The sequence below is a fragment of the Mycobacterium sp. E787 genome (genome assembly GCF_001668725.1).
Lineage (GTDB): Bacteria > Actinomycetota > Actinomycetes > Mycobacteriales > Mycobacteriaceae > Mycobacterium.
In genome coordinates, this window is sequence record NZ_LZKL01000029.1 from 57,239 (window position 1) to 80,823 (window position 23,585).

At 69.4% G+C, this 23,585-nt stretch carries 23 protein-coding genes and 1 pseudogene; 11 read left to right on the forward strand and 13 right to left on the reverse strand.

Annotation, left to right across the window (positions count from 1 at the left end; all coding sequences use genetic code 11):
• The first annotated feature begins 4 nt into the window (after positions 1-4).
• The gene (locus A5705_RS05340) at positions 5-1,510 is read left to right on the forward strand and encodes an FAD-dependent oxidoreductase (protein WP_068275948.1); all 1,506 of its coding nucleotides are present in this window, start codon (positions 5-7) and stop codon (positions 1,508-1,510) included.
• A gap of 3 nt (positions 1,511-1,513) precedes the next feature.
• Here the strand turns inward: A5705_RS05340 and A5705_RS05345 are convergent, their stop codons facing one another.
• Both A5705_RS05345 and A5705_RS05350 read right to left on the reverse strand, forming a co-directional pair.
• The gene (locus tag A5705_RS05345; RefSeq protein ID WP_068275951.1) at positions 1,514-2,071 is read right to left on the reverse strand and encodes a tat pathway signal sequence; all 558 of its coding nucleotides are present in this window, start codon (positions 2,069-2,071) and stop codon (positions 1,514-1,516) included.
• A gap of 43 nt (positions 2,072-2,114) precedes the next feature.
• Positions 2,115-3,158 (reverse strand): bifunctional 2-polyprenyl-6-hydroxyphenol methylase/3-demethylubiquinol 3-O-methyltransferase UbiG, encoded by a 1,044-nt coding sequence (locus tag A5705_RS05350; RefSeq protein ID WP_068275954.1) that lies wholly within the window; start codon positions 3,156-3,158, stop codon positions 2,115-2,117.
• A 193-nt stretch (positions 3,159-3,351) separates the two neighbouring features.
• Here A5705_RS05350 and A5705_RS05355 point away from each other — a divergent pair, with 193 nt between their 5' ends.
• The 3 genes from A5705_RS05355 (at position 3,352) to A5705_RS05365 (ending at position 6,290) form a co-directional block, all read left to right on the forward strand.
• Positions 3,352-4,704, forward strand: coding sequence for a PPE domain-containing protein (locus A5705_RS05355; protein WP_067883356.1), 1,353 nt, complete (start codon positions 3,352-3,354; stop codon positions 4,702-4,704).
• A gap of 376 nt (positions 4,705-5,080) precedes the next feature.
• Positions 5,081-5,404, forward strand: a complete 324-nt coding sequence (locus A5705_RS05360; RefSeq protein ID WP_067883302.1) for a DUF732 domain-containing protein — start codon at positions 5,081-5,083, stop codon at positions 5,402-5,404.
• A 76-nt stretch (positions 5,405-5,480) separates the two neighbouring features.
• Positions 5,481-6,290 carry an MOSC domain-containing protein gene (locus tag A5705_RS05365; RefSeq protein WP_067883301.1) on the forward strand — a complete coding sequence of 270 codons (810 nt, stop codon included), beginning with the start codon at positions 5,481-5,483 and terminating at the stop codon, positions 6,288-6,290.
• A 6-nt stretch (positions 6,291-6,296) separates the two neighbouring features.
• Here the strand turns inward: A5705_RS05365 and A5705_RS05370 are convergent, their stop codons facing one another.
• From A5705_RS05370 to A5705_RS05405, 8 genes are all read right to left on the reverse strand, one after another.
• Entirely contained in the window at positions 6,297-7,559 is a 1,263-nt protein-coding gene (locus A5705_RS05370; RefSeq protein ID WP_068275958.1) for a cytochrome P450, read from the reverse strand.
• A gap of 15 nt (positions 7,560-7,574) precedes the next feature.
• Positions 7,575-8,978: an NAD(P)/FAD-dependent oxidoreductase gene (locus tag A5705_RS05375; RefSeq protein WP_068275961.1), complete on the reverse strand. Its 1,404-nt coding sequence runs from the start codon at positions 8,976-8,978 to the stop codon at positions 7,575-7,577.
• Positions 8,975-9,190: a ferredoxin gene (locus A5705_RS05380; protein WP_067883298.1), complete on the reverse strand. Its 216-nt coding sequence runs from the start codon at positions 9,188-9,190 to the stop codon at positions 8,975-8,977. The genes A5705_RS05375 and A5705_RS05380 overlap by 4 nt, the downstream gene beginning before the upstream one ends.
• A gap of 103 nt (positions 9,191-9,293) precedes the next feature.
• Positions 9,294-9,545: a hypothetical protein gene (locus A5705_RS05385; protein WP_068276001.1), complete on the reverse strand. Its 252-nt coding sequence runs from the start codon at positions 9,543-9,545 to the stop codon at positions 9,294-9,296.
• A gap of 10 nt (positions 9,546-9,555) precedes the next feature.
• A complete protein-coding gene (locus tag A5705_RS05390) occupies positions 9,556-9,795 on the reverse strand; it encodes a DUF6480 family protein (RefSeq protein ID WP_067883297.1) in 240 nt (79 codons plus the stop codon).
• Between the two features lie 82 nt (positions 9,796-9,877).
• The gene (locus tag A5705_RS05395; protein WP_068275964.1) at positions 9,878-10,426 is read right to left on the reverse strand and encodes a thioredoxin family protein; all 549 of its coding nucleotides are present in this window, start codon (positions 10,424-10,426) and stop codon (positions 9,878-9,880) included.
• 21 nt (positions 10,427-10,447) lie between these two features.
• Positions 10,448-11,098 carry a DUF1345 domain-containing protein gene (locus A5705_RS05400; protein ID WP_067883295.1) on the reverse strand — a complete coding sequence of 217 codons (651 nt, stop codon included), beginning with the start codon at positions 11,096-11,098 and terminating at the stop codon, positions 10,448-10,450.
• A 40-nt stretch (positions 11,099-11,138) separates the two neighbouring features.
• Entirely contained in the window at positions 11,139-11,819 is a 681-nt protein-coding gene (locus tag A5705_RS05405) for a cutinase family protein (RefSeq protein WP_067883354.1), read from the reverse strand.
• 135 nt (positions 11,820-11,954) lie between these two features.
• Between A5705_RS05405 and A5705_RS05410 the strand changes: the two genes are divergently transcribed.
• Positions 11,955-12,662 (forward strand): TetR/AcrR family transcriptional regulator, encoded by a 708-nt coding sequence (locus tag A5705_RS05410; RefSeq protein ID WP_231982368.1) that lies wholly within the window; start codon positions 11,955-11,957, stop codon positions 12,660-12,662.
• A gap of 30 nt (positions 12,663-12,692) precedes the next feature.
• On the opposite strand, the gene A5705_RS05415 is transcribed toward A5705_RS05410, so the two are convergent.
• Both A5705_RS05415 and A5705_RS05420 read right to left on the reverse strand, forming a co-directional pair.
• The gene (locus A5705_RS05415) at positions 12,693-13,340 is read right to left on the reverse strand and encodes a maleylpyruvate isomerase family mycothiol-dependent enzyme (protein WP_068275971.1); all 648 of its coding nucleotides are present in this window, start codon (positions 13,338-13,340) and stop codon (positions 12,693-12,695) included.
• Positions 13,327-14,271 carry an alpha/beta hydrolase gene (locus A5705_RS05420; RefSeq protein WP_255400206.1) on the reverse strand — a complete coding sequence of 315 codons (945 nt, stop codon included), beginning with the start codon at positions 14,269-14,271 and terminating at the stop codon, positions 13,327-13,329. Before A5705_RS05420 ends, A5705_RS05415 begins: the two co-directional genes overlap by 14 nt.
• 159 nt (positions 14,272-14,430) lie before the next feature.
• On the opposite strand from A5705_RS05420, the gene mdlC reads away from it, so the two are divergent.
• A complete protein-coding gene (mdlC, locus tag A5705_RS05425; RefSeq protein ID WP_068275977.1) occupies positions 14,431-16,032 on the forward strand; it encodes a benzoylformate decarboxylase in 1,602 nt (533 codons plus the stop codon).
• Here mdlC and A5705_RS05430 read toward each other — a convergent pair.
• Positions 16,022-16,780, reverse strand: coding sequence for a class I SAM-dependent methyltransferase (locus A5705_RS05430; protein WP_068275980.1), 759 nt, complete (start codon positions 16,778-16,780; stop codon positions 16,022-16,024). The two genes, mdlC and A5705_RS05430, sit on opposite strands and share 11 nt — an antisense overlap.
• 174 nt (positions 16,781-16,954) lie before the next feature.
• Here A5705_RS05430 and A5705_RS05435 point away from each other — a divergent pair, with 174 nt between their 5' ends.
• The 5 genes and pseudogenes from A5705_RS05435 to A5705_RS05455 all read left to right on the forward strand — a co-directional run bounded on the left by A5705_RS05435 (position 16,955) and on the right by A5705_RS05455 (position 23,436).
• Entirely contained in the window at positions 16,955-18,598 is a 1,644-nt protein-coding gene (locus A5705_RS05435) for a PecA family PE domain-processing aspartic protease (protein WP_082956306.1), read from the forward strand.
• Between the two features lie 166 nt (positions 18,599-18,764).
• Positions 18,765-19,259: pseudogene (locus A5705_RS05440) on the forward strand (PPE family protein); the annotation flags it as partial.
• A gap of 151 nt (positions 19,260-19,410) precedes the next feature.
• Positions 19,411-20,352 carry a DMT family transporter gene (locus A5705_RS05445; RefSeq protein WP_067883287.1) on the forward strand — a complete coding sequence of 314 codons (942 nt, stop codon included), beginning with the start codon at positions 19,411-19,413 and terminating at the stop codon, positions 20,350-20,352.
• A gap of 125 nt (positions 20,353-20,477) precedes the next feature.
• Positions 20,478-22,481, forward strand: coding sequence for a glycoside hydrolase family 172 protein (locus tag A5705_RS05450; protein ID WP_068275989.1), 2,004 nt, complete (start codon positions 20,478-20,480; stop codon positions 22,479-22,481).
• 46 nt (positions 22,482-22,527) lie between these two features.
• Positions 22,528-23,436 (forward strand): lytic transglycosylase domain-containing protein, encoded by a 909-nt coding sequence (locus tag A5705_RS05455; protein WP_067883285.1) that lies wholly within the window; start codon positions 22,528-22,530, stop codon positions 23,434-23,436.
• Positions 23,437-23,585 lie beyond the last annotated feature (149 nt).

Below are 23,585 nucleotides of genomic sequence, written 5' to 3' on the forward strand. Positions count from 1 at the left end.
AGCCGTGACTTCTTTATGGTTGGCCGACCGAGCCGAACAGCCTTGGGCTGCAAGCCAGCTTGATGACGGTCCCCGAACCGCCGACGTCATCGTCGTCGGCGCCGGGATCACCGGACTGACGACCGCCGTCCTGCTGGCCCGCGCCGGCATGGACGTGCTGGTGCTGGAGGCGCGCACCGTCGGTGCCTGCGCCACCGGCAACACCACCGCCAAGATCAGCCTGCTGCAGGGCACCCAGCTGTCGCGGCTCCTGCCCCGGCACGGCCGGGACGTGGCTCGGGCCTACGTCGACGGCAACCGGGAGGGCCAGGAGTGGGTGCTGCAGCACTGCGAGGCGCACGGCATCGCGGTGCAGCGCGAGGACGCCTACACCTATGCCCAGTCCGCGAAGGGCGTCTTGTCCGCCCGCGCCGAGCTGAAGGCCTGCCAGGCGGTCGGCCTGCCCGCGGTGTGGGACGACGACGCGGACGTGCCGTTCCCGTACCACGGCGGCGTGCGGCTGCCCGACCAGGCCCAGTTCGATCCCATGCCGTTCCTCGACTCGCTGGCCACCGAGCTACTCGCTCGCGGTGGACGGCTGGTCGAGCACACCCGGGTCCGGCGGGTGTCCTGGCGCGGCGGGGGCGTGCGCGTGCACGTCGACGACGCCGCGCAGCGCGATGTCGAGCTCGAGGCCGGACAGCTGGTGCTGGCCACCGGAATCCCGATCCTGGACCGCGGCGGCTATTTCGCGCGGGTGAAGCCCAGCCGGTCCTACTGCCTGGCGTTCAAGGTTCCCGGCAACATCACCCGGCCGATGATGATCTCCACCGACTCGCCGACGCGCTCGGTGCGCTACGCGCCCACCGCCGACGGCGAGCGGCTGATCGTGGGCGGGGCCGGCCACACGGTGGGCCGTAAGAAGAGCCCCTCGAAATCCCTGGCGGAACTCTCGGACTGGGCGCGCAAGCATTATCCCGGCGCCGTGCAGACCCACTTCTGGTCGGCGCAGGACTACACGCCCATCGACCACCTGCCGTATGTGGGGCCCATCCTGCCGAACACCGAAACCATCTTCGTCGCAACGGGTTTCAACAAGTGGGGCATGACCAACGGCGTCGCCGCGGCGTTGGCCCTGTCCAGCCGCATCCTGGGCGGACGGATGGACTGGTCCAGGGCGTTCGCCAGTTGGAGCCCCCACGAGCTGTCGGGTCTGCTGACGGCCATGCAGTTCAACGCCGAGGTGGGGTTCGACCTGGCGAAGGGCTGGATCACGCCGGTACTGCGCACCGGGAGTCGCAGCCCCGTCAACGGCGAGGGCGGCGTGGTGAGCGGGCCGCCGTGGCACCTCGAGGCGCGCTGCCGCGTGGACGGCACCGAGCACCGCGTGTCGCCGGTGTGCCCGCACCTGGGCGGGATCGTGAATTGGAACGACGCCGACGAGGCGTGGGAGTGCCCGCTGCACGGCTCGCGGTTCGCGCCGGACGGAACGCTGCTGGAAGGGCCGGCCACCCGCGACCTGACCGCCTAGGTGTCAGACCTGACGCCACGACGGCTGGGCGGGGTCGACCAGCTGCATGTCGACCGGGCCGACCCCGAAAACGGCGATCACGGCCGGGTTGGGCTGATTCGCCGGGACGCCGTCGTAGTGGGGGGTGCGGGCGGTCCGCTTGACGTAACCGCCCGGGCCGACGGGCACCGCGTCCTGAGGCCGAAAGTCATTGCCGCTGTTGACGAACCACGTGCCGAATACGACGACCTGTATCCGGTCTGTGGCATAGGTGTGGGGCGCGCTGAACCATCCCGGATTCCATCTCATCATGACCAGGTAGGGTCCAGGCTGGTTGAAATCCCCGTACAGCATCGCCATCTCGCCGCTGCGGGGCGGCAGGTTGCCCCACGCCTGGAAACCGATCTTGTCGTACGGCAGGACGAAAGTTTCGGCCGGGTCCGGGCCGGTGCCGGGCGGCGGCGACAAATCGATATCCGTCAGGTGCCCCGTGCTGCGCGACTTGTCGCCGGCGGCGACCGCCGCAAGCAGCAATGGCGCCGCCATCAGCAACGAACGCCTGCTCGATTCCAGATACCCCATCACGCACCCCCAATACCGTGTGCGTCAATGATATTCGAACGATTCAGCCCGATTTCTGGTAGACCAGCCAGCGCAACTCGATCGGTGATTCGTCCCGCTTGACGTCGAAGACGTCGAGGCCGCTGGCCCAGCCCTCGAACCAGCCCGTCGGGGGCCAGGCGCCCTCGGGCAGGTTGGCTTTCTCGTACTCGTAGGCCGAATCGTCGGCGACGAGCGCCAGCGGCAGCTCCGCCCCGGCGCCGGCCACCTCGTCCCGGGTGAAGATCATGGTGTTGCACTGCTGCCCGAGCTCGCGGGCGGTGCTGTCGGGCGTGTAGCCCGGTCGCGCCAGAAAGGCGTTGAAGATCAGGCGTCCGCCGGGGGCCAGGCAGTCGGCGGCCAGTTCGAACAGGCCGCGCAACTCGTGCGTCGTCCGGAAGTCGGGCACCACCTCGGCGAGCACCATCAACTGATACTCGTCATGGACGCCCTCCACGGCCGTGAAGACGTCGCTCTGGATGACGCGCACGCCCAGCGATTCACGTTCGGCCTCCGCGCGCATGAGATCGGCGAACTTCGGCGCCATCTCGACCGCGTCCACGGGGTGGCCGAGCCGGGCCAGGGCCAGCGCGTTGCGGCCCGTTCCGGCGCCGACGTCCAGCACCCGGAACGTCGCGGGGTCGGCCGCCTCACGGGCAAGCGCCACCACGCGTGCGTCGGGCTCGGTGCCGAACAGCGGCGGCGGCCGGGTGGCCACCCAGTTGTCGTAGTCCGCCTCGACCGTCCGCCATTCGGCCTTGACCTGGTAGTTCAGGCCGGTCCCGAAAGGCAGCTGAAACGAGATCGCGATGTCGGAACGCTGGGAGGCCTTGAACGCCTTGGCCAGCTCGCCTTCCAGCACCTTCCTGAGCTGAATCGACTGTTCCGGTGTGTACGGAACGCCCAGGGTGGCACAGAGGTTGGCGCACAACTCGACGTACTCGTCGAGCATGCCCGGGACGGCCGGCACGGTAATCTGGCCCTCGGCCAATGATCGGCGATACATCCGCCTGACCATCGCGTCGCGCAACATCGAGCGATCGAACGATTTGGGGGGTGGCTCGTCCACCAGACTCTTCTACACGACCCGCTCCCCGGGCGCACAGGGACGGGCTCCGACGCCGATCATTCACACGTTTGTTTACCGTGTTAACGGCAACATTCATTTGCCGGACATGTACTAGTGACGGAAAGTACTGCGCCGCCCAGCCGCCGAGGCCGTCGATGCGCCGGCGACGTTTGCATCGATCGAAGGGACCGACATGGACTACGCAGCGCTGCCCCCGGAGATCAACTCCGCCCGCATCTACGCCGGCCCCGGGTCCGGGCCGATGCTGGCCGCCGCGACGGCTTGGGACGGGTTGGCCGCCGCGCTGCATTCGGCGGCGAGTTCCTATCAATCGGAGCTCGCGGCGTTGACCGCCGGGCCGTGGCTCGGCCCTTCGGCGGCATCGATGGCCGCCGCGGCTGCCCCCTACGTGGCGTGGACGAGCGTCTCGGCCGCGCAGGCCGAGCAGACCGCCAACCAGGCCAAGGCCGCGGCCGCGGCCTACGAGACGGCGTTCGCCGAGACGGTGCCGCCTCCCGTGGTCGCGGCAAACCGCAGCCTGCTGCTGGCCCTGGTCGCGACGAACATCTTCGGCCAGAACACCCCGGCGATCGCGACGACCGAGGCGCAGTACGCCGAGATGTGGGCCCAGGACGCGGTCGCCATGTACGGCTACGCCGCGGCCTCGGCGCTGGCGACGGCGCTGACGCCGTTCTCGCCGCCGCCGCGGAACACCAACTCGGCCGGGCCGGCCACCCAAGCGGCGGCCGTCGCGGAGGCCACCGGCACCTCGGCGGGCAACGCGCAGGCCGCGGTGTCGAGTGTCCCGCAGGCGATGTCCGCGGTGCCCGGCGCCCTGACCAGCCTCGCGGCGACTCCGGCCCAGGCGACGCCGCTGGACGCGCTCGGCCTGATAAGCGATCTGATTGCGATTTTCCTCGACGCGCCGGCCAGCGTCGCGGGACTTGGTATCGACGCGCCAGGGACGCTCGTGGCTCTTCCCTTCGACGTTGTCGGCGCCCTGACCGGTTTCCACACCGACGACATCGTCAGCGGCTGGGCGGGGATTCAGGCCTGGCCCGGCACGGCGCCGGTGCCGCCCACGCCGTTCCCGGTGATCACCAACCTGGCCGGCGGTTCGGCCGCGACGGCGGGTCTTGCCGAAGCGAAAACGATTGGGGCGCTGTCGGTTCCACCGGCCTGGACCTACGAGACGACGATGATCCGGCCGCTGGCGGTCGCCTTGCCGGCGGCGACCGCGGCCGCCGCGGACGCCTCCGCCGGCAGCGCGGGGAGCCTGTTCAGCCAGATGGCGCTGGCGGGCATGGCCGGGCGTGCGATGGCGGGCACCGGCGGTGCCGGCGGCGGCCCCGGCCGCCGGGAGCGGATCGGGCTGCCCACGACGAGCGGCAAGGCCGACGAGAAGGAGGCGCCGCCGGAGGCTCCGGCCGGGGGCCCGGTCACCAGCATCGCCGCCGAGCTGCGCGAGCTGGCGTCCCTGCGCGATGCGGGAGTGCTCACCGACGAGGAATTCACCGCGCAGAAAAAGCGCCTGCTGGCCCATTGAGCCCGTAGCAAATTGTCGATCAGGGCAATAGTTGCCATTTGACGGCAAATGGCGGCGGGTGGCCGGCCGGTAACCGCGCGTATTCGCTAACGTCGCATTGCCGCCACCGGGTTAACCCGTTGTTGCCACTTCTCCGGCGGCCACGCCGAATATGAGAACCGGCTGTGCGATTTCCGCCCAGGGCGCTTCCGGCGGGGCGCCCCGACGACCGATCCCGACCACCACCTTCACGAACGGGTGGCACACGGGCTGGGCGCCGATCGTCGTAACCCCGCAAATCGGCTGCCCCAGGTTTCTTATATTTTTAATATTCGCCCGGCGTGAACACCCATATACTGACGACACCCAGGACGTCGAAGAAAAGAAGGGGCACGAAATGTCTGCACCTCGCTGGCTGACCAAACTGACTATCCCCGTGATGGTTGGCGCCGCGCTGACCGCAAGCACCGCCATTGCGTCGGCCGACGCCACGGACGACGCATACTTCGCCAAACTGAAGAACCTGGGATTCTCGTGGCCCTCGTCGAATGACTCCGACATGATCGCGATGGGGCACGCGGTCTGCGCCGACCGGATGGCCGGCAAGACGCCCGATGCGATCGCCGCCGACTTGCACTCCAGCATGAGTTCGAAGGGCTTCTCGTTCGCGGACATGACCGGCTGGGTCAGCGCGGCGGAGTCGACCTACTGCCCGGGCTAGTCACTTCGCTCCACCCGGCGAACACATACTGTTTCCATCACGGTGTGTGCGATGTGCGCGGGGTGGGGAGGTGCCGATGCGGGTGGAGAGTTTGCGCCGGTACCCGGTGAAGTCCATGCTCGGCGAGAGCGTCGACAGCCTGTTCGTCGACGAGGGCGGCGCCGAGGGCGACCGGCGGCTGGCCCTCATCGACACCGAGACCGGGCACGTGGCGAGCGCCAAACAGGCACGGCTGTGGCGCGGCCTGCTGAAGTGCACCGCCGCAGGCGCCGGGCGGGTGAGCATCCGGCTGCCCGACGGGACGAACGTCGCGTCCGACGACCCCGACATCGACGACGCGCTGTCGAGGTTGCTGGGACGGAAGGTCCGGCTGGTCAGGCAGCGACCGGACGGCGCAACGCTGGAACGCCCGGATCCGGAGAAGCTGCTGGAGTTCGGCTTGGACGCGTCGGACGCCGAGGTCGGCGGCCGGATCCTCGAGATCGCTCAGTCGACCCCGGGTGACTCGTTCACCGACGAGGCCCCGCTGCACGCGATCACGACGGCCACCCTCGACCACATCGGCGTCGAGGCGCTGCGCTACCGGCCGAACCTGGTTATCGCGACGCCACCGGGCTACCCGCCGTATGGCGAAAGCGACTGGATCGGAAAAGAAATCGCGGTCGGGGAGGCGCGGCTGCGCGCCCTGACGTCCACCTCACGGTGCGTGGTGCCGACGCTCGAGCACGGCCCGCTGCCGCGTGCCCCGCAGGCGCTTCGCATCCCCGCGACCGAGAACCGTTGGAACACCGGCGGTCACGGACCGCAGCCGTGCGCGGGCGCCTACCTGCAGGTGCTGGCGCAGGGCGTCATCCGCGTCGGCGACCCCGTCACCGTTGGGACATAGCCGCTTTCAGTCGGTGATCGCGGCGAAGTCCACCCACAGGTGTCGCGGCCCGCGGAACACCTGATTGTGCCGATACGGCGGCGGGTCGACGACCAGCTTCGGAGATTCGACGCGCCGCAGGAAGGCTTCCAGCGCCAGGTTGACCTCCAGACGCGCCAGCGGGCCGCCCATGCAGGTGTGAATGCCGCTGCCCCAACCGAAATGCTCGTTGTCCTCCCGCAGCGGGTCGAAACGATCCGGGTCGTCGAACCGCCGCGGATCCCGATTCGCCGCCGCGTAGACGAGGTGCACCGCCGAGCCGGCCGGGATCACCGTGCCGCCGATCTCGATGTCGGCGGTGGCGCTGCGGCTGGGGAAGAACTGCACCGCCGACTGCAGCCGCTGCACCTCCTCGATGGCGCGCGGGATCAGCTCCGGACGCTGCCGCAGCAGATCCCACGAGCCGGGGTTGCGCAGCAGCGTCATCACGCAGTTGGTGATGGTGTTGACCGTGGAGTCGTGGCCCGCGACCAAGAGCAGCATGGCGTTGGACGTCGTCTCCTGCACCGACATCGGGCCGTCGGGCCCGTCGTCGTGCAGCAGCTTGGACAGCAGGCCCTCGCCGGGCGTCTGGGCGTACCTGCCCACCAGGCCACCCAGGTAGTCCTGCAATGCGGCGGTGCCGGCACGGCCCTTTTCGGCCAGCGCCCGGCCCTCTTCGGTGGCGCCCTCCGGGCCGAGGTCGCTGCCCATCATGAAGTCGAAGATCCAGGCGTGAAACATCGGCTCGTCTTCGACGGGCACGCCGAGAATTTTGCAGATGACCGCGACGGGTATCGGGTAGGCGAATTCCTCCACCACGTCCAGGCGGGTCTTGCCGCGGGCCTTGACCTTGTCCAGCATCTCATCGGCGAGCCGGGCGACGAACGGCTCCATGCCCGGGATCAGGTCGGGTGAGTGCGGCGGGCCGAAATGACGCATCACCTGCCGGCGGGCCCGGTCGTGATCGGGCGGATCGGAAACGATGATGCTGGGGGCGCGGCCGTAGGCCTGCATGTGTTCGCTTCCGGCGGCGGGCTTTTCGCCGCCCAGCCGCGCCGGGCTTCGGCTGATGTCGGAGCTGATCCGCGGGTCGTGGGCGAGCGCGAGCAGCTCGCGATAACCGGTGACGACGTACGTGTCGTCGGCGACCTTGGCCACGGGCGTCCCGCGCAGCTCGCGGAAGTAGGGATAGGGGTTGGGGCGGTTCTCGAATTTCATCGCCTCGTCCCAGGCGGTTTCGGCATCCATCGTCGGCTCCTCGAGTCAGCGGCCTCTGGGCCGGAACTCGGCGCCGCGGGAGGTGGGATCGTGGCCGGTGAGCACCACGTCGGGCAGGGCGGTCGGCTCGCGGGGGTCGGGGAACCGGGCCGGCATGGGCTCGAAGATGACGGGGCGGTCGTAGCCCGGCGGGGGCGGCGGGAACGGCGCGGACCGCTCGATCAGCGACGCGTAGTACGGCAGCCACTTGCCGTGGTTGAACGTCACCGCCCCGACGATGCGGCCGCGGTGACCGTAGGCGGCCGCGAACCGGCGTTGCGCGGGCGAGCCCTGGGTGAACACGATCTCGTCGCCGAACGAGCACACCCCCACGCTCTTGATGTTGACGCCGAACTGGCCGGACCAGAACGACGGCAGCGGCAGGTGCGGTCGGCGTCCCAGCTCCAGGCTGATCATGTTGTTGGCCGCCACCGCGGCCCCGAAAACCGCGTTGTCCCAATGCTCTTGAGACATGAACTGGTACTCGTACAACACGTGTGGGGCGCGGGCCACGTCGCCGGCGACGAAGATGTTGTCGGTCACCACACCGTTGATGTCGAAGGCGCGGCACCCGGCGTCGCACGCCACCCCCCAGAACCCGCTCGCCAACTGCGCGCCCTCGAGCCATTCCACGTTGCGGATCGAACCCAGGCAGGCCACCACCACATCGACGTCCAGCACGGTGCCGTCGGAGAGCCGGGCCTGGCGGACGTGGCCGTCCGCGTCGCCGTCGAGGCCCTCGACCGCAACCCCGGTCCGCAGGTCGACGCCCGCGTCGATCTGCAGCTGGGCGGCGATGTCCCCGATGACGCCGCCGAGCGCGCCGGACAGGGGCGCCTTGCCGCGCTCGGCCACCGTCACCGGGAGATCGAGATCGCGGCACACGGAGGCGATTTCGGAGCCGACGAACCCCGACCCGACGATGAGCACGCGGCGCGGCCGCTCCCGCAGCGCGGCGGCCAGCTTCGCGGCGTCGTCACACGTGCGCACCGTGAACAGCCCCCGCAGGGCGGCCTCATGCGGGTTGAACCACGGGCGCGCCCTGGTCCCGGTGGCGATCAGCAGGCGGTCGTAGTCCACCGTCTCGCCGTCGGCCAGCAGCACCTGACGATTCGACCGGTCCAGGCCCACCGCCGCCACGCCGAGCCGCCACTGCGCGTCGACGGGACGCAGGCGGGGCAGCTTGGTGTGGTCGGCGGGCACCCAGCCTTTGAGGACCTGCTTGGACAGCGGCGGGCGGTCGTATGGCTCGTGCGGCTCGTCGCCGACGATCGTGAGTGGCCCGCGAAAGCCCTTCTCCCGCAGGGCTTCCGCTGCTCGCAGGCCGGCCAGCGACGCGCCCACGATGACTATGCGGCCCTCGGCCTTGAACGCGTCGACGAGCCGGCCGACGAGCGAAGCGGCCGTCACGCGGTGTCCCGGTCGGCCGGCGGATCGACTTCCAGGATGATGGCCTGCACGGGGCACGACGCCGCCGCACGCAGCACGCGCTGGCGCTGGGAGTCGTCGGGGTTGGGGTCGTAGGCCAGCGCCTCCTCGCCGACCATCTTCAGCACCTCGGGCGCAAGCGGGACGCACTGCGCGTAACCCTGGCACTTGTTGAGATCGACTACCAACCGCATATCCGAGCCTTCCGCCCGCGGGCTACCTGACCCCTCGCGCGCAGATTACTTGGCCGGGGCGGGCCGCGACAGCGATCGCCGGAATTCGGCCGGCCCGGTGTCCTCAGCCGCCCAGGTTGCGCAGCGCGGTGTCGAGATCCTCGGCCTGCTCGGCCAGCTCACGATCCGACAGCCGCGCGCCGCCCGCCCGCTGCACCACGTCCTGGCGGGTCGCGATCTGCAGGGCGCCGCGGTAACCCGCCGAACTCAGATCCGCCCGGGTGGCGACCTCGATGCGGCCCTCCAGCGCCACGAGCGCCGCGTCCTCGTCGTGGCAGACCAGCAGCCGCCGGACGTCGTCAGCGGTGATCGTCATGCCCGGCATCTCAGTGCACCCCAACGATTTTCATCACCAGCAGCACCGCCACCGCGATGAACACCACTGCGAAGACGCACACGCCGATGATGGTCAGCACGCCGCTGGGCGGCATCCGCCGGGGCGGTTGAGGCTCGGCCACACCGGAGGTCTGCGGCGCCGCCGGCGGGGTGGTTCCCGGTGCGACGCCACCGCCGGGCTCGAGGCCCGGGGTATGCGTGGGATCGGGGTCGGGGGGTTGCGCGGTCATAGATCCCTTGGCGATACCCGCCGACGCGGTAACCAAACCGACCGAGTCGCGACCTACCTCGCGCCGGCCGCGCGCGCCGGGCTCAACGCCACTTGATGCCGCACCCGATCGACGGCCGCTGGTCGGGGTCGACCGGCCGCCCTGCCAGCACGGCGTCGACGGCCGCCCGCACATCGGCGGCGGTCACCGGCTTGCCGTTACCCGGGCGGGAGTCGTCGAGCTGACCGCGGTAGACGAGCCGGCGCTCGCCGTCGAAGACGAACGTGTCGGGCGTGCACGCCGCCGAGAAGGCGCGCGCGACATCCTGCGTCTCGTCGTACAGGTACGGGAACGTCCAGCCGTGGCCGCGGGCCTCGGCGACCATCTGTTCGGGCCCGTCCTGTGGATAGGTGGCGACGTCGTTGCTCGAGATGCCGACCATCGCGACGCCCCGGTCCGCGAGGTCGCGCCCCAGCGCCGCGAGCCCGGCGGCGACGTGCTTGACGTACGGGCAGTGGTTGCAGATGAAGGTGACGACCAGCGCCGGGCCGGTGAGGTCGTCGAGGCTGACGGCAGCGCCGGTGGCCGGGTCGGGCAGCGTGAACGACGGCGCCGGGGTGCCGAGGGCGAGCATGGTGGACTCGATGGCCATACCGGCCAGATTAGCCCGGCGCTACAGCTTGGAGCCCAGCCCCGCGACCAAATTGATGGTGACGGCCAGGACAACCGCGCCCAGCAGGTAGGACAGCAGCGCCTGGCGCAACACCGTCGCGCGGATGGACGTCTGCCCGATCTCGGTGTCCGACACCTGATAGGTCATTCCGACGGTGAAGGCCAGATAGGCGAAGTCCCGGAATCGGGGCAGCTCCGGGTCGTGAAAGTTGATCCCGCCCGGTTCGTCGACGTAGTAGAGCCGCGCGTAGTGCACGGTGAACAGCGTGTGCACCGAGAACCACGACGCCGCGACGGCCGCGATGCCCAGCAGGGCGGCCACGACGGCCTTGCCGCCGGAGTGCGTCCCCGCGGCCACCACGTAGCCGACCCCGGCTAGGCTGGCAACGCTGGCGGACACGATGACCGCGTCGGCGACCCAGCGGGTCGGGTCCTCGCGGGTCACGTACGCGCGGGTTTGATCGGCGTCCATTCCGGCGAGGAGCAGCCACGTCCACCCGACGTAGACGCCGGCGGTGACGACCCAGCCGACCAGCGCGAACCGCCAGCCGACCGTGTTGCCCACCACCAGCGCGACCGCGACGCCGAGGAGCACGGCGATGAAAATCCGGACGGCGACGGTGTCGCGGGACAACGCGACGAGGGATCTCACCGTTCCGGCCTAAGCGTCATCGGAAGCCGCCCGGGCGGAACTAGCCGTTCTGGGCCCGTTGCGGCGCCTGCCCGATTTTGTTGACCGCGAAGGTGGCGGCCTGGTTGACCATCCCGTTGTCGATGTACGACATGTGCGACATGATGTTGCCGCCCGGGGAGCAGATCGGGTCGTCGGGGGCGCACAGGCTGATGGTCCTGCCGACGAGCGCCGGGCTGATCGTCGGCAGCGGCTGGCCGCCCCACAACATGCTGGAGAACCCGCTGGTGGGCTCGCCGAACAGGGCGACGGCGGCGACGTGATCGGTCACCGGACCCGGGAGCGCCTGACTGGCGAGGTCGATCACCGTCGAGCCCTGGGAGTACCCGCCGAGCACCATCTTCGTGTTGGGGCAGCTGGCGGCGACGTCCTGGATGTGCGCGCTGGCGTCGTTGGCGCCGGCCGTCGCGCTGTTGTGGTAGTCGTCGTTGGCCGGGTAGTTGACCGCGTAGGCGCTGATGGACCGGCCCCCGAGCTGTGCGGTGAGCGAGTCGACGAATGCCTGTCCGACGTTGGCGAGGCCGGGCTCCTGGTGGGTGCCGCGCGCGAAGACCACCGCGACGTCGGTGCAGGGGTCGGCGGACGCGGCCGGAGCGACGGAAGTGAAGGCGGGCCCGGCCAGCGCCGCGCATGCCGTCACGGCCGAAACACCGACGAGGCGGGCGAGGCTGCGTGAATTCATGCCCAAATCCTGACATACCGCGGGCAGCGCGACCGCCATGGCCGGCTCGAAGCATTTGCTGTCCGCGATCAAGCAGGATACGTACACTGTACTAAACGCGGCGGGGCCCGACCCGCGCGTTACCTGCGGTTCGCGTTGGCTGAGCGGATTATTCGAGAGGGGAACGGTGAGGTGCGGGCCCGTTTCACGGCCGACGAGATCGCCAAGTGCGCGCTGGAGATCGTGGAGCGCGACGGGGTAGCCGGGCTCAGCATGCGGGTGGTCGCGTCGCGGCTGGGAACCGGGCCGATGACGCTGTACAACTACGTGAACGGCCGCGACGGCTTGGAAGAACTGGTCGTCGATGCGGTCATGAGCTCTGTGCGTTTACCGGCGCCGACGAAGGATTGGCGCGCTGATCTGATGGCGACTGCGACGGCGCTGTGGGAGACCCTGCGGGCGCATCCCAACACCGTTCCGTTGATCGTCACTCGAAGACCCGTGACAGCACGGAGTTATGCCCCGGCGGAGCGGATGATCGAGGCCCTGTCACGATCGCATCTGGACCAAGTTCAGATTCTTGCGGCGTTCCGGGCGACGCTGGCCCTCGTCACGGGGTCGGCGCAGGCCGAGTTCGCCGGCATCTTCGCCGGGACGCCCCTTCACGAGGAGGCGAATCGCGCTGGTGCGGCGCGAATCAAAGAGCTTGCTCGCAAGGAATTCCCGCACATAGCCTCGTTGGCCGATGTGGCCCGACGGTCGACTGCCGCACAGGATTTTCGGCGCGGCCTGGAAATGTTCGTCACCGGACTGGAAGGGACACCGGGCGGGTCGCGGCGGCGCCTGCAACCGAGAAAGCGCTGAAAGTCGTTTCCGCGAATCCGATCTCGTGGGCTAGATAAGCCTGTCCTTCAACCGGGCCACCCCCGCACCCCCGAGTAAGGGCAACGCGAAGCGACGTCCGCCGAGCGCCGCGGCGACATGGATGCCGTGCCCCTCGACGAGGGAATCGGCGCCGGCCCTGCCATCGGTGAAGCTCCATCCGGTGTCGGTTGTCCGCAGCGACAGCCCAGCCGCGTTGCTTTTAGCGGGCACAAAGGGATTGGGAACCCGCACCTCGGTGTCGAGAACGGCATCGACGATGCGGCCGGGAATCAGGACTTCGCGGCCGAGCGGCAACGCGATGTCCAGGTGATGCAACACGTGGTCGCCCAGGAGAAGACCGGCGGGGAACCGCTTCCCGATGCCCTTCGGATGCTCGATGAGCCCGGCAAACGTATCGATCAGCTCCGCCGGCGTCTGCCGGCCGGCCAGCCGCCGGGCCACTGCCGTGTTGGCGCGGTCGAAGCTTCCCCGGTTTGCGAATAGCGCCGACCCCAACGAAGGCAGGGAGATGCTGTACCCCTTGACAAGGTGCGCGAGCACGTCGTGGTTGCTCCATTCACTGCAAAGACTCTGTCGCTTCCAGTCCGATGGTGCGAGCGTCCGCGCGAACTCGACGAACATCCGGTCGTGTTCGGCCAGCATCTCACGAGCCGACATGGAGTTCCCTTCGCAGGAAAGCGATTTGGTCCGTCAGGAGCTCCGCCACCAGTGGTGGGTGGTAGATCTCGAAGTGATCGCCGTCGTAGGCGCGGATGACGGCGTTGGGTATTTTGCGCGCGACGTCGTACACATGCTTGACATCCATCAGCGTCTCATGCCTCGAAACACATACCAGCACAGGAGCTTTGATTCGCGCGGCCTTCGTTGTGGCGCTGATCATCGCGAGCCCGAGGACGTTGGCCGCCGCAATTCGGTTGTCGAACGTCGCTCCCTCGGTGGCGGTCGAATTCCATCCCTCTTCGGCACCGGGTACCGTCACAACGGCCGACGAGCCGGGCGGGCCCACGATGGGCACGTATCGTCGCGGCAGGCCGAAGGCGGCTCGACACAAATCCTGCACGACGGGCATCGTCATGCGAAGCAGGGGAGCGATGCCGGAGCGCAGTGCGGCGCCCGGGCCATGCACGATCGGGCATTGAACGACAACCGCCGCGACGTCGGGACGTTCGGCCGCCGTCCGCAGCGCATGCATGGCGCCGAGGCTGGTGCCCCACAGGCCGACGCTGTTGGCGTCGATGCGGCTGTCGGCCTGAAGAAACTCGAGCGCTGCCGCGACGTCCTGGTGCTGGCGCCGCATCACGATCCGCTGGCGCGGGTTTCCCTCCGACTCGCCGGTATTCCGGTAGTCGAAAGCCAAGGTGGCGATCCCCGCTCCGGCGAGCGCTTGCTCATACTGGCGCAGCATCATCTGGTGGTTGGCGCCCAAGCCATGAATGAGAACCACTGCGGGGTGCGCTCTTTCGCCATCCGGATAGGTCACCCAGGCCGCGCAGCGCGTGCCGTGCGAGTCGAAGCCGACGCGGTTCGTCCGCGCGATCTTGCCATGCATCCAGCACCACTCCTCATAAGTACGGTGTACGTGAGCCACTATACGTACGCCGTACCTATAGGCGTCAAGCGGCGCGGGCGAAGCCAGCTGTTGCGGGTCAGGTACGGCGTACGTATGGTGGGACGCGGCCTACGTAGGAGTAGTGCCATCCGGACGGCGGATCGCCGCCCGTCGCCCACTCGACGATTTGGAGGCGGTATGACCACTGTCCGTGAGGCCATCCTGGACCTGCTCCGCAAACACGGGCTGACGACCTGCTTCGGCAACCCGGGATCGTCGGAATTGGCTCTGCTGCAAGACTTCCCAGACGATTTCCGCTATCTGCTCGGGCTGCAGGAAATGGTTCCGATGGGGATGGCCGACGCATACGCGCAAATCACCCGTCGGCCCGCACTGGTCAACCTGCACACCGCCCCGGGGATGGGCAACGCTCAAGGGCAGCTCTACAACGCATTCGTCAACAAGACCCCACTCATCGTCACGGCGGGAAACCAGCGGCGAACGATGCAGAACCAATACTGCCTACTCACCAATATCGAGCCCACCATCGTGCCCCGGCCCTTCGTGAAATGGGCGGCCGAGCCGGCCATTGCGAGCGAGGCCCCTGCTGTGCTCGCTCGCGCGATCCACCTGGCGACGACGCCACCGATGGGGCCCGTATTCGTCTCGCTGCCGATGGACGACATGCCGGTCGAGCTCGACGACACCCAGGCGGCCGATATCGCGGCGGTGCGCGAGCGCTCGGTGACTACCGCCGCGGGCTTCCCCACGGAATTGGCCGAACAGATCTGCGCCCGACTGGAATCCGCGGCATCGCCGGCGCTGATCGTGGGCGGCGACGTCGAACGCTATGGCGCATGGGACGCGGTCATCGGGTTGGCCGAACGCACGCAGTCGGTCGTGTGGACCGCCCCCCTGACGGGCTGGAGCGGATTCCCCGAGGACCACGCCCTGTATCAAGGCGCATTGCCGCCGGGCGCCGGCTGGATCTCGCAGATACTGGCCGGACACGATCTGCTGCTCGCGATCGGCGCCCCGGTTTTCCGGTATTACCCGCAGGTGGCCGGCCCCTACCTGCCCGAAGGCGCGAGCCTGATCCACATCACCAACGATCCCGACGAGGCCGCCCGCGCCCCCGTCGGCGACGCGATCGTCGCCGACCTGGCCAGCGCGGCCGCGGCGCTGTGCGCCGCCGCGAAACCAAGCCAGCGGTCCGCCCCCGCGCCGCGCGCCCCGATCCCGACTTTCGAAAGCGCGCAAGCACCGCTCAAACCGGAAGCCCTGTGGACGGCCGTCGGGCGAGCCGCGCCCCCGGAGACGCTGTGGGTCAGCGAAGCGGGCAGCAACGAACTCGCCATCACCAACAGCATTCGGCCCGGCAATCCCTTGTCGCACCTGTCGGCCGCCGGCGGTGGGCTCGGCTTTGGACTGCCCGCTGCCGTCGGCGCTCAACTGGCGGTTCCGGATCGTCCCGTCGTGGCCCTGATGGGCGACGGTTCGATGCATTACGCCATCACCGCGCTGTGGACCGCAGCGCACTACAAGATCCCGTTGACCATCGTGGTCGCGTCCAATGCCGAATACGGTGTGGTGAAAGAGTTCGGCATGTGGGAGAAGACGCCGGGGGTCCCGGGACTCGACTTACCGGGTCTCAACGTCGTGGCAACGGCCGCCAGCTACGGCGTCGACGCCTACGAAGCGGACACCACCGATGACGTCATCCAGTTGGTGAAGGCCGGCATCGCCGACCGCGAGAGGCCCACCCTCATCAACGCGCGCACCACGCCGGTCAACGTCTGATTCGGTCGGCCCGCCAACACCGCGCGTGCATCGGGACGTCGATCACGTCGGCGCCGGGGAACCGCGCCTCCAACGTGGCGCGCGCTTCGGCCAGCCTGCGGGCGCGGTCATCCGGTGACGCGACGATGACCCGGCTGTAGGTGCCCAGCATCGCGACCGCGTCGTCGACCGTCATGGTCCGCGCGAACCGGAACGTCTCGCGGGCGACGTTGCGGAAGATCGCCGGCTCCGGGAGGACGACCTCCAGGCGCCGGCGAGCCCGCGCTGCCGACTCGGCGGCCGCGGCCTCGTCCCCCGGCAAGCGGTCCAGGTTGCGCACCCAGTCGAGCTCGCGGTCGCGGCTCGTCCAGATCAGCCCGAGCCGACCGCCGTCGCGCAGCACCCGGCCGATCTCCGGGACGGCCCGTTCGTGATCCATCCAGTGCCACGCCGACGATACGAACACCGCGTCCGCGGAAGCGTCGGGAAGCGGGATCGACTCGCCACTGCCCTCGACGACGCGCACGCCGGGGGATCGCTCCGCAAGCACCCTGCGCATCCGCGCGTCGGGTTCGACGGCGAAGACCTCAGCGGCCCTGCCGACCAGCGTGCGGGTGAACAGCCCGGTGCCCGCACCCACGTCGACGGCCACGCCACAATCGGAGGGGACCAGCCAGTCCACCGCCTGCTGCGGGGGTTGGGGCCGCAGCCCGTCGTAGTCCTCGGCGATCGACCCGAAGGACATCGCGCGTTCTCGGCGATCGGTCACAGCGCCACCGTAGTCGCGTGGGCGGCCACGGCCGTCGCCGCGCAAACGTTTGGTGAATACCGAGAATTTTGGCCGGGATTTTTCTAGAGTCGGGCGTACCGGCCTGCGGCGTGACGTGCCCGTCCCCGGTACAGAACGTGGTTGTGGGGGTTAGAGGGGAAGGACATCCGGGGCATGAGTTTTCTGACGTCGCCGCCAGAGATTATCTCGGCATTGCTCCACTCGGGCGCCGGTCCGGCTCCGATGCTGGCCGCGTCGGCGGCGTGGGACGGGCTGGCCACCGAATTGGGTTCGGCGGCGCAGTCGTTTTCTTCGATCACCTCCGCGTTGGCCGGTGACGCCTGGCAGGGGGCCGCCTCCACGGCGATGCTGTCCACCGCGGCGCAGTACACGAGCGTGTTGAGCACGGCGGCGGCGCACGCGCAGACGGCCGCCGCGCAGGCCCAGGTGGTGGCCGGTGAGTTCGAGTCCGCGCTGGCCGCCACGGTGCACCCCGCGTTGGTCTCCGCCAACCGGAGCCAGTTACTTCAGCTGGTGTTCTCGAACCTGTTCGGGCAGAACGCCCCAGCGATCGCCGCCACCGAGGCCGAATACGAGCAGATGTGGGCCGCCGACGTGTCCGCGATGGTGGGCTACCACGGCGGGGTTTCGGCGGCCGCGGCACAGCTGTCGTCCTGGTCGGCGGCCCTGCAGAGTCTGCCGGCCCAGGCCGCCGCCGCGATCGCCGGCAGCCCGGTGGGCCCGCTGACCTCCGCGGCCAGCAGCCCCTTGGGCGCGGCGGTCACCTCCCTGAATCCCGCCGCGTCCCTCAGCAGCCCCTTCGGCGGCGCGCTCACGGGCCTCGAGCACTACGCCATCGACGTCATCAACGCGCCCACCGACCTGTTGTTCGGGCGTCAGCTGATCCCCTACGGCCCCCAGTCGACCGGCGGCAGCGCGACCATAAGCGGCGGTACGGCCACCGCTCCGCTGACGATGGTCGGCGGCACCGAGCCGATCGTGAACGCCTCCGTGGGCCCCGGATCGGCCATCCCGCTGCTGGTCGACACCGGATCCACGGGCCTCGTCGTCCCCTTCACCAGGGCCGGCGGGCTGTTGGGCATGCTCGAGATGGGCATCCCCAGGGGAGGCGGTATCGGCGGGTACAGCGGGGGACTGGACTACCTCTACCTCACCTACAACGCGCCGGTGAACTTCGGCGGCGGGCTCGTCACCGGGTCGACACCCGTCAACGTCGAACTGTTCGCCTGGCCGGTGTCCATCCAGTCCGCGATGACCAACGGCCTGACGTTCCAGTCCTTCTTCGCCTCCGATGGTGCGGCAGGCGTTCTCGGCGTCGGGCCGAACGCCGGCGGCCCCGGCCCGAGCATCCCGCTGCAGGCGCTGCCGGGCACGTTCAATCAGGGCCTGCTGATCAACCAAGTTGACCCCGCCCACGCTTACCTGCAATTTGGCGGCACGTCGACGATCGCGAATCCCGTGCTGACGACACTCACCGGATCGCCTATTCCCGCTGGCGGCTTGGACGTAAAGGTCGGTAACGGGCCACTGCAAACCGGCATCGGCTCGATTGTCGATTCCGGTGGTGTGGACGGAACACTCCCATCAATCCTGGGGGCGTCACCGGGGGACTTAATTCAGGTCTACGACACCAGTGGTACGCACCTCCTGTACCAGTTCACCTACAACGGGACGGGTGCGGACGGTTACTTCCCGACGCCGATCTCGAGCGGGTTGATGAACACCGGGAACCTGATCTTCGAGCAGCACCCGATATACATCGATTACACCACTGGCAACTCGACCGTTTACCAGTGATCTGAGGCCCAACCCGTCGCCTCGATGCCGGCGGTTCGCTGAAATTCGAGAATTTCGGTTCCGACTTTTTTAAAGTGCTACTGGTTGTGCCGCGGCCGGTCCGTTGACCTGCGGCGTCACGTGCCAGCGCGGGGGAGAAGCGTGAGCTGAGAGGACACCCCGCGGGTTGAGTTTCCTGACGTCGCCCCCCGAGGCCATCGCGTCGTGGCTGCATTCCGGGCCCGGCTCGGCGCCGATGCTCGCCGCCGCGGCGGCGTGGGACGGGCTGTCGACCGAGCTGGGCTCCGCGGCCCACTCGTTCTCGTCGATCACCTCGGGGTTGGCCGGCCAGGCCTGGCAAGGCCCGGCGTCGGCGGCGATGATGCGGACCGCCGCCCGATACGGGGCGTACCTGACCGAAGCGGCGACCCAGGCCCACACGGCGGCCACACAGGCCCGGGCGGCGGCCGACGCGTTCGAATCCGCGATCACCGCCGTCGTGCACCCCGCGTTTGTCGCCGCCAACCGCAATCGGCTTGCGCAGCTTGCGGCTTCAAATGTGTTCGGGCAGAACGCCCCCGCGATCGCCGCCGCCGAATTCGACTACGAGCGGATGTGGGCCCAGGATGTGGCCGCGATGATCGGCTACCACGCGGCGGCATCGGCCGCGGTGGCGCAATTGGGGACTGCATACCTCCCTTAGCGCCGGCTTCGCGCCCGCCGTCCCGAATGTCGTTGGCGGGCAGCCACAGCGTGTGGCGTGGGGACGACCACCTTCTACCACCGAGCCCGTAGCGTTTCGCCCCCCGGAGACACCGGGTACCTGCAGGGTCATGGGGTGGGTGACGCAGCATGCGGTGGCGATCGTGGCGGCGTTGCTCGCCGCGTTCTGGGCCGCGGTGGGGATCGTGGTCCGGCAACGCGTCGCCCAGGGCGTTTCCGCCGACAAGGCCATGTCGACGGCGGTGACGACGACCGTGGTCCGCGATCCGCTGTGGTGGGCCGGCACCCTCGCCGCCGCCGCCGGCTACGTCTTCCAGGCGCTGGCGCTGGCCCACGGATCCCTGCTGTTGGTTCAACCGCTGCTGGTGTCGTCGCTGCTGTTCGCGTTGCCGATGAGCGCGAGGCTCTGCCACCAACGCATCACGTGGGCCGAGTGGGGCTGGGCGGCGCTGCTCACCGCCGCGCTGGCGATGTTCGTGCTCGTCGGGCAGCCGCGCGAGGGCCATAACCGGCCGCCGGTCCCGGCGTGGACGCTCGCGTTGGTGCTGACCGTGCCGCTGGTGACGGCGTGCGTGCTCGCCGCCCGCCGCGCGCTCGGGCGCCCCCGCGCCATGCTGCTGGCGGTGCCGGTGGCGGTGATGCTGGGGATGATCGCCGTGTTGACCAAGATCTGCACGCACCGTCTGGCCGTCGGTGGGTGGCACGGGCTGCTGACCGTGCCGGCCCCTTACCTGCTGGTCGCGCTGGCGGCCGCGTTGACGGTGTTGCAGCAGTTGGCCTTTCATGCCGGCGCCCTGCAGGCGTCGGTGCCGATCATGCTGGTGGGCGAACCGGTCGTCGCGGTGGCACTGGGCGTTGTGGTGCTCGGTGAGCATGTGGCGGTACGCGGACCGGCCGCGGTGGTCCTGGCGATCGCTGTCCTGGCGATGGCGGTGTCCGCCGTCGCGCTGGGCCGCGGTCAGGCAGCCGAAGCGGAGGCGTCGGCACGGCCGCCGTTGTCCCCGGTGTCGCCGATGGCCGCCGCAGGGGCGGGAAGGGCGAATAGGGCATAGAGTCCGGCGTGATGAACGCGCGAATCCCGCGCGAGCAGTCGCAAAAGCCCCCGACACGCCGGGCGAAAAGGGGCTTTACTGTCTGCTCGCGAAGCAAGAGTGGGCCGGTTCGGGCGTGCTGCGCGGTGTTCGCCTCGCTGCTGTCGGGGCTTGCCGCGCTCGCCTTCGCACCCGCGGCGTCCGCCGAGCCGGTCGTCGCGGCACCCGGCGAACGGCTGATCGGCTGGGACATCTACCGGCGACTGGATCGCCTGCCGTATCTCAGCACCGACACCCAGAGCCTGGAGGTGTCCAGCTTCGACCGCAGCGGCGGGGATTTCGACATCTCCACCGGCAACAAGAACGGCAGCGGCGGCTGCTTGGCTTCCGGCGGTGCCGGCTGTGTGGTCGCCGAGGATCACGGTGCCGGAGAGGTGGATTCGATCTGGTTCACCCGCGACGGCGGCAACGTGCGCGCGATGGGAACGATCCGCATCGAGTTGGACGGTCGGACGGTGCTCGACGCGCCGCTGCAGTCGGTGGTCGACGGCGCGTTGGGTGCGCCGTTCGCGTGGCCGCTGGTGGCCAACGCCGCACAATCGCCGGGCGGGGTGTACATCAAGGTGCCGATGCCGTACCGGCAGTCGATGCGGATCAGCGTCGCATCGCATTTGGAGTACTACCACGTCGACTATCGGCGGTTCTCCACCGCCGACGGCGTCCGCACGTTCTCGCCGTCGGATCGGGCGCAAGACGTCCTGGCCACGCTGCGCGCCGCGGGCAGCGTCGACCCCAAGCCGGTGGAACCCGAAGCGGCGCATGCCAATCGGGTCGTCGACCTGCCCGCCGGCGCCGCGGTGACGCTCGCGGAACCGGTTGGCCCGGGCACGATCTCGGCGTTGCGCCTGCGTTTGCCGGAGCCGGCGGACCAACTGCTCTCCGGGTTACGGCTGCAGATCGAGTTCGACGGCCGGACCATGGTCGACTCGCCGGTGGGGGAATTCTTCGGCGCCGGGCTGGGCGCCAACGACGTCCGGTCGCTGATGTTCGCGACGAGCCCACAACCCGACGGGTCGGTGTCGTTATCTGCTTGGTGGCCAATGCCTTTCGCCCGCAACGCCAGCATCACCCTGGTCAACACGACCACGGATCCGGCGCCGCGGATCGACAGCGACGTCGTGTCGACCGCCGACCCGCAGTGGGCGCCCGCGCTGGCCACCGGCCGCGCCGGGTACTTCACCGCGCGCTCACACGCCGGACCGACCGTTCCGGGTCAGGACTGGGTGTTCGCCGACGAGCGCGGTCACGGCAAGTTCGTCGGCGTCAGCCACACCATCCGCGGTTCCCGGATCAGGACGTCGTTCAGCGACGACGCCCCATACTTTCTCGAAGGGGCCGAGCGGGTGTACACCGACGGTGCCCTGTCGCCGCAGTGGTACGGCACCGGCACCGAGGACTTCTACGAGGGCGGCTGGTATTTCAAGAACGGCAAGCACTTCAGCGCCCCGCTGACCGGGCAACCCGACCAACGCACGACCACCGGCGGATGCGCGGACTACTGCGTCGCCGCGTACCGGCTGACGCTCGCCGAAGCCGTCGACTACCACTCCGCGCTGCGCTTCGGCATCGAGCACGGCAAACGCGACATGGTCCAACCCGACTACAGCTCGACCGCGTTCCTGTACACGCAGCCCGGCGACACCGTCGCACCCGGTGACGACGTCTACCCGAGCGATCCCGTGAGTCGGCTGTTGCACGGCTACCGCGACGACGCCGCCACCGATCAGCTGCTGGTCAGCCAATACGAGGGCAACGACGACGCCCGCCCCATCGCCGGGTTGGTCCGCGCCACCGGCGCCGCGATCGCCTTCGACGTCGCCGTCGCCCCGGACAACCGCGGGTTGCTGCTGCGCCGCACGTCGGACCAGGCGAACGGCTACCAGGCGGCGGCGGTGGCCGTCGACGGCGTTCCCGCCGGACTGTGGCTGCAGGCCCGCAGCAACGCCGTTCACCGCTGGCTCGACGACACCTACCTGGTGCCCGAATCGCTCACCGCGGGCAAAGATCGCGTCACCGTCACGCTGGCGCCGCTCCAAGGCACCCTGCCCTGGACCGCCAGCCGCTATCACGTGGACGCTCTGACCGGGTAGTAGAGCCCGCTTCGCATCGCCCGCCGATGTCGTTACGGTTGACACCATGAGCCGCAACCGTGCGGGCGCCGCGCCGCTTGTCGTGGGAGCGATCGTCGTCGCGCTCGCCGGCTCCGCAGGGCCGACGCCGGCGGTGGCCGCCCCGACGACCGTGCTGGCCGAGGCGCCGAGCATCGCCACCGGCGCGCAGCCCCAGCTGGCGTCCGACCCCGCGCAGCTGGCCGACGACCTCGTCGCCGACGAGCACGCGCTGCACGACCCGTCGACGGCCGAGCCGGCGCGGACGGCGGCGGCCAAGCGCCAGCAGGCGGCCTATCGCGCCATCGGCCAGCACCCCGAATGGGACGCGACCACCCGACCGCGCATCCCGTCGGCGCTGCTAGACGTATACGACCGCAACGTCGACGCCCGCCGGCAGCTCACCGCGATGACGCCGGTGCGGGACACCCTGCCCGCCTGGAGCATCGAGCCACCCGCCCCGGCCGACGAGCTGCTGGGCTACTACCACCAGGCGGAGGCGGAATCCGGCGTCGGCTGGAACTACCTCGCCGCGATCAACCTCATCGAGACCCGCCTCGGCAGCATCCACGGCGTCAGCACCGCCGGCGCGCACGGGCCCATGCAGTTCCTGCCCGCGACGTTCGCCAGCTACGGGCAGGGCGGCGACATCGACTCGCCCCGCGACAGTATCGCGGCGGCCGGGCGCTTCCTCGCGGCCAACGGCTTCGCCACCGACCGCGATCACGCGATCTATCAGTACAACCACGCCAACCAATACGTTCGCGCAGTGGACCAATACGCTTCGCTGATGGCCAGCGATCCATCCGCCTTCGGCGCGTATTACCGGTGGGACGTCTATTGCCGCACGACCGCGGGCGACGTGTTACTTCCGATCGGCTACGCCGCGACATCGCCGATCCCGGCCGCGGAGTACGTGGCGAACCATCCGCAGTAGCCCGCCGCTCGCTCCCGCGCGCGGGTTTTTGTCGTACCGCCCTGTGATGATGGGGTCATGTTGTCGACGGCACCGCCTCGGTTGGGGGTGAACCATAAAGAGCGGTTGGCGGTGTTGTTTGAGGAGTTGGCGGAGTTGGCCGGGCAGCG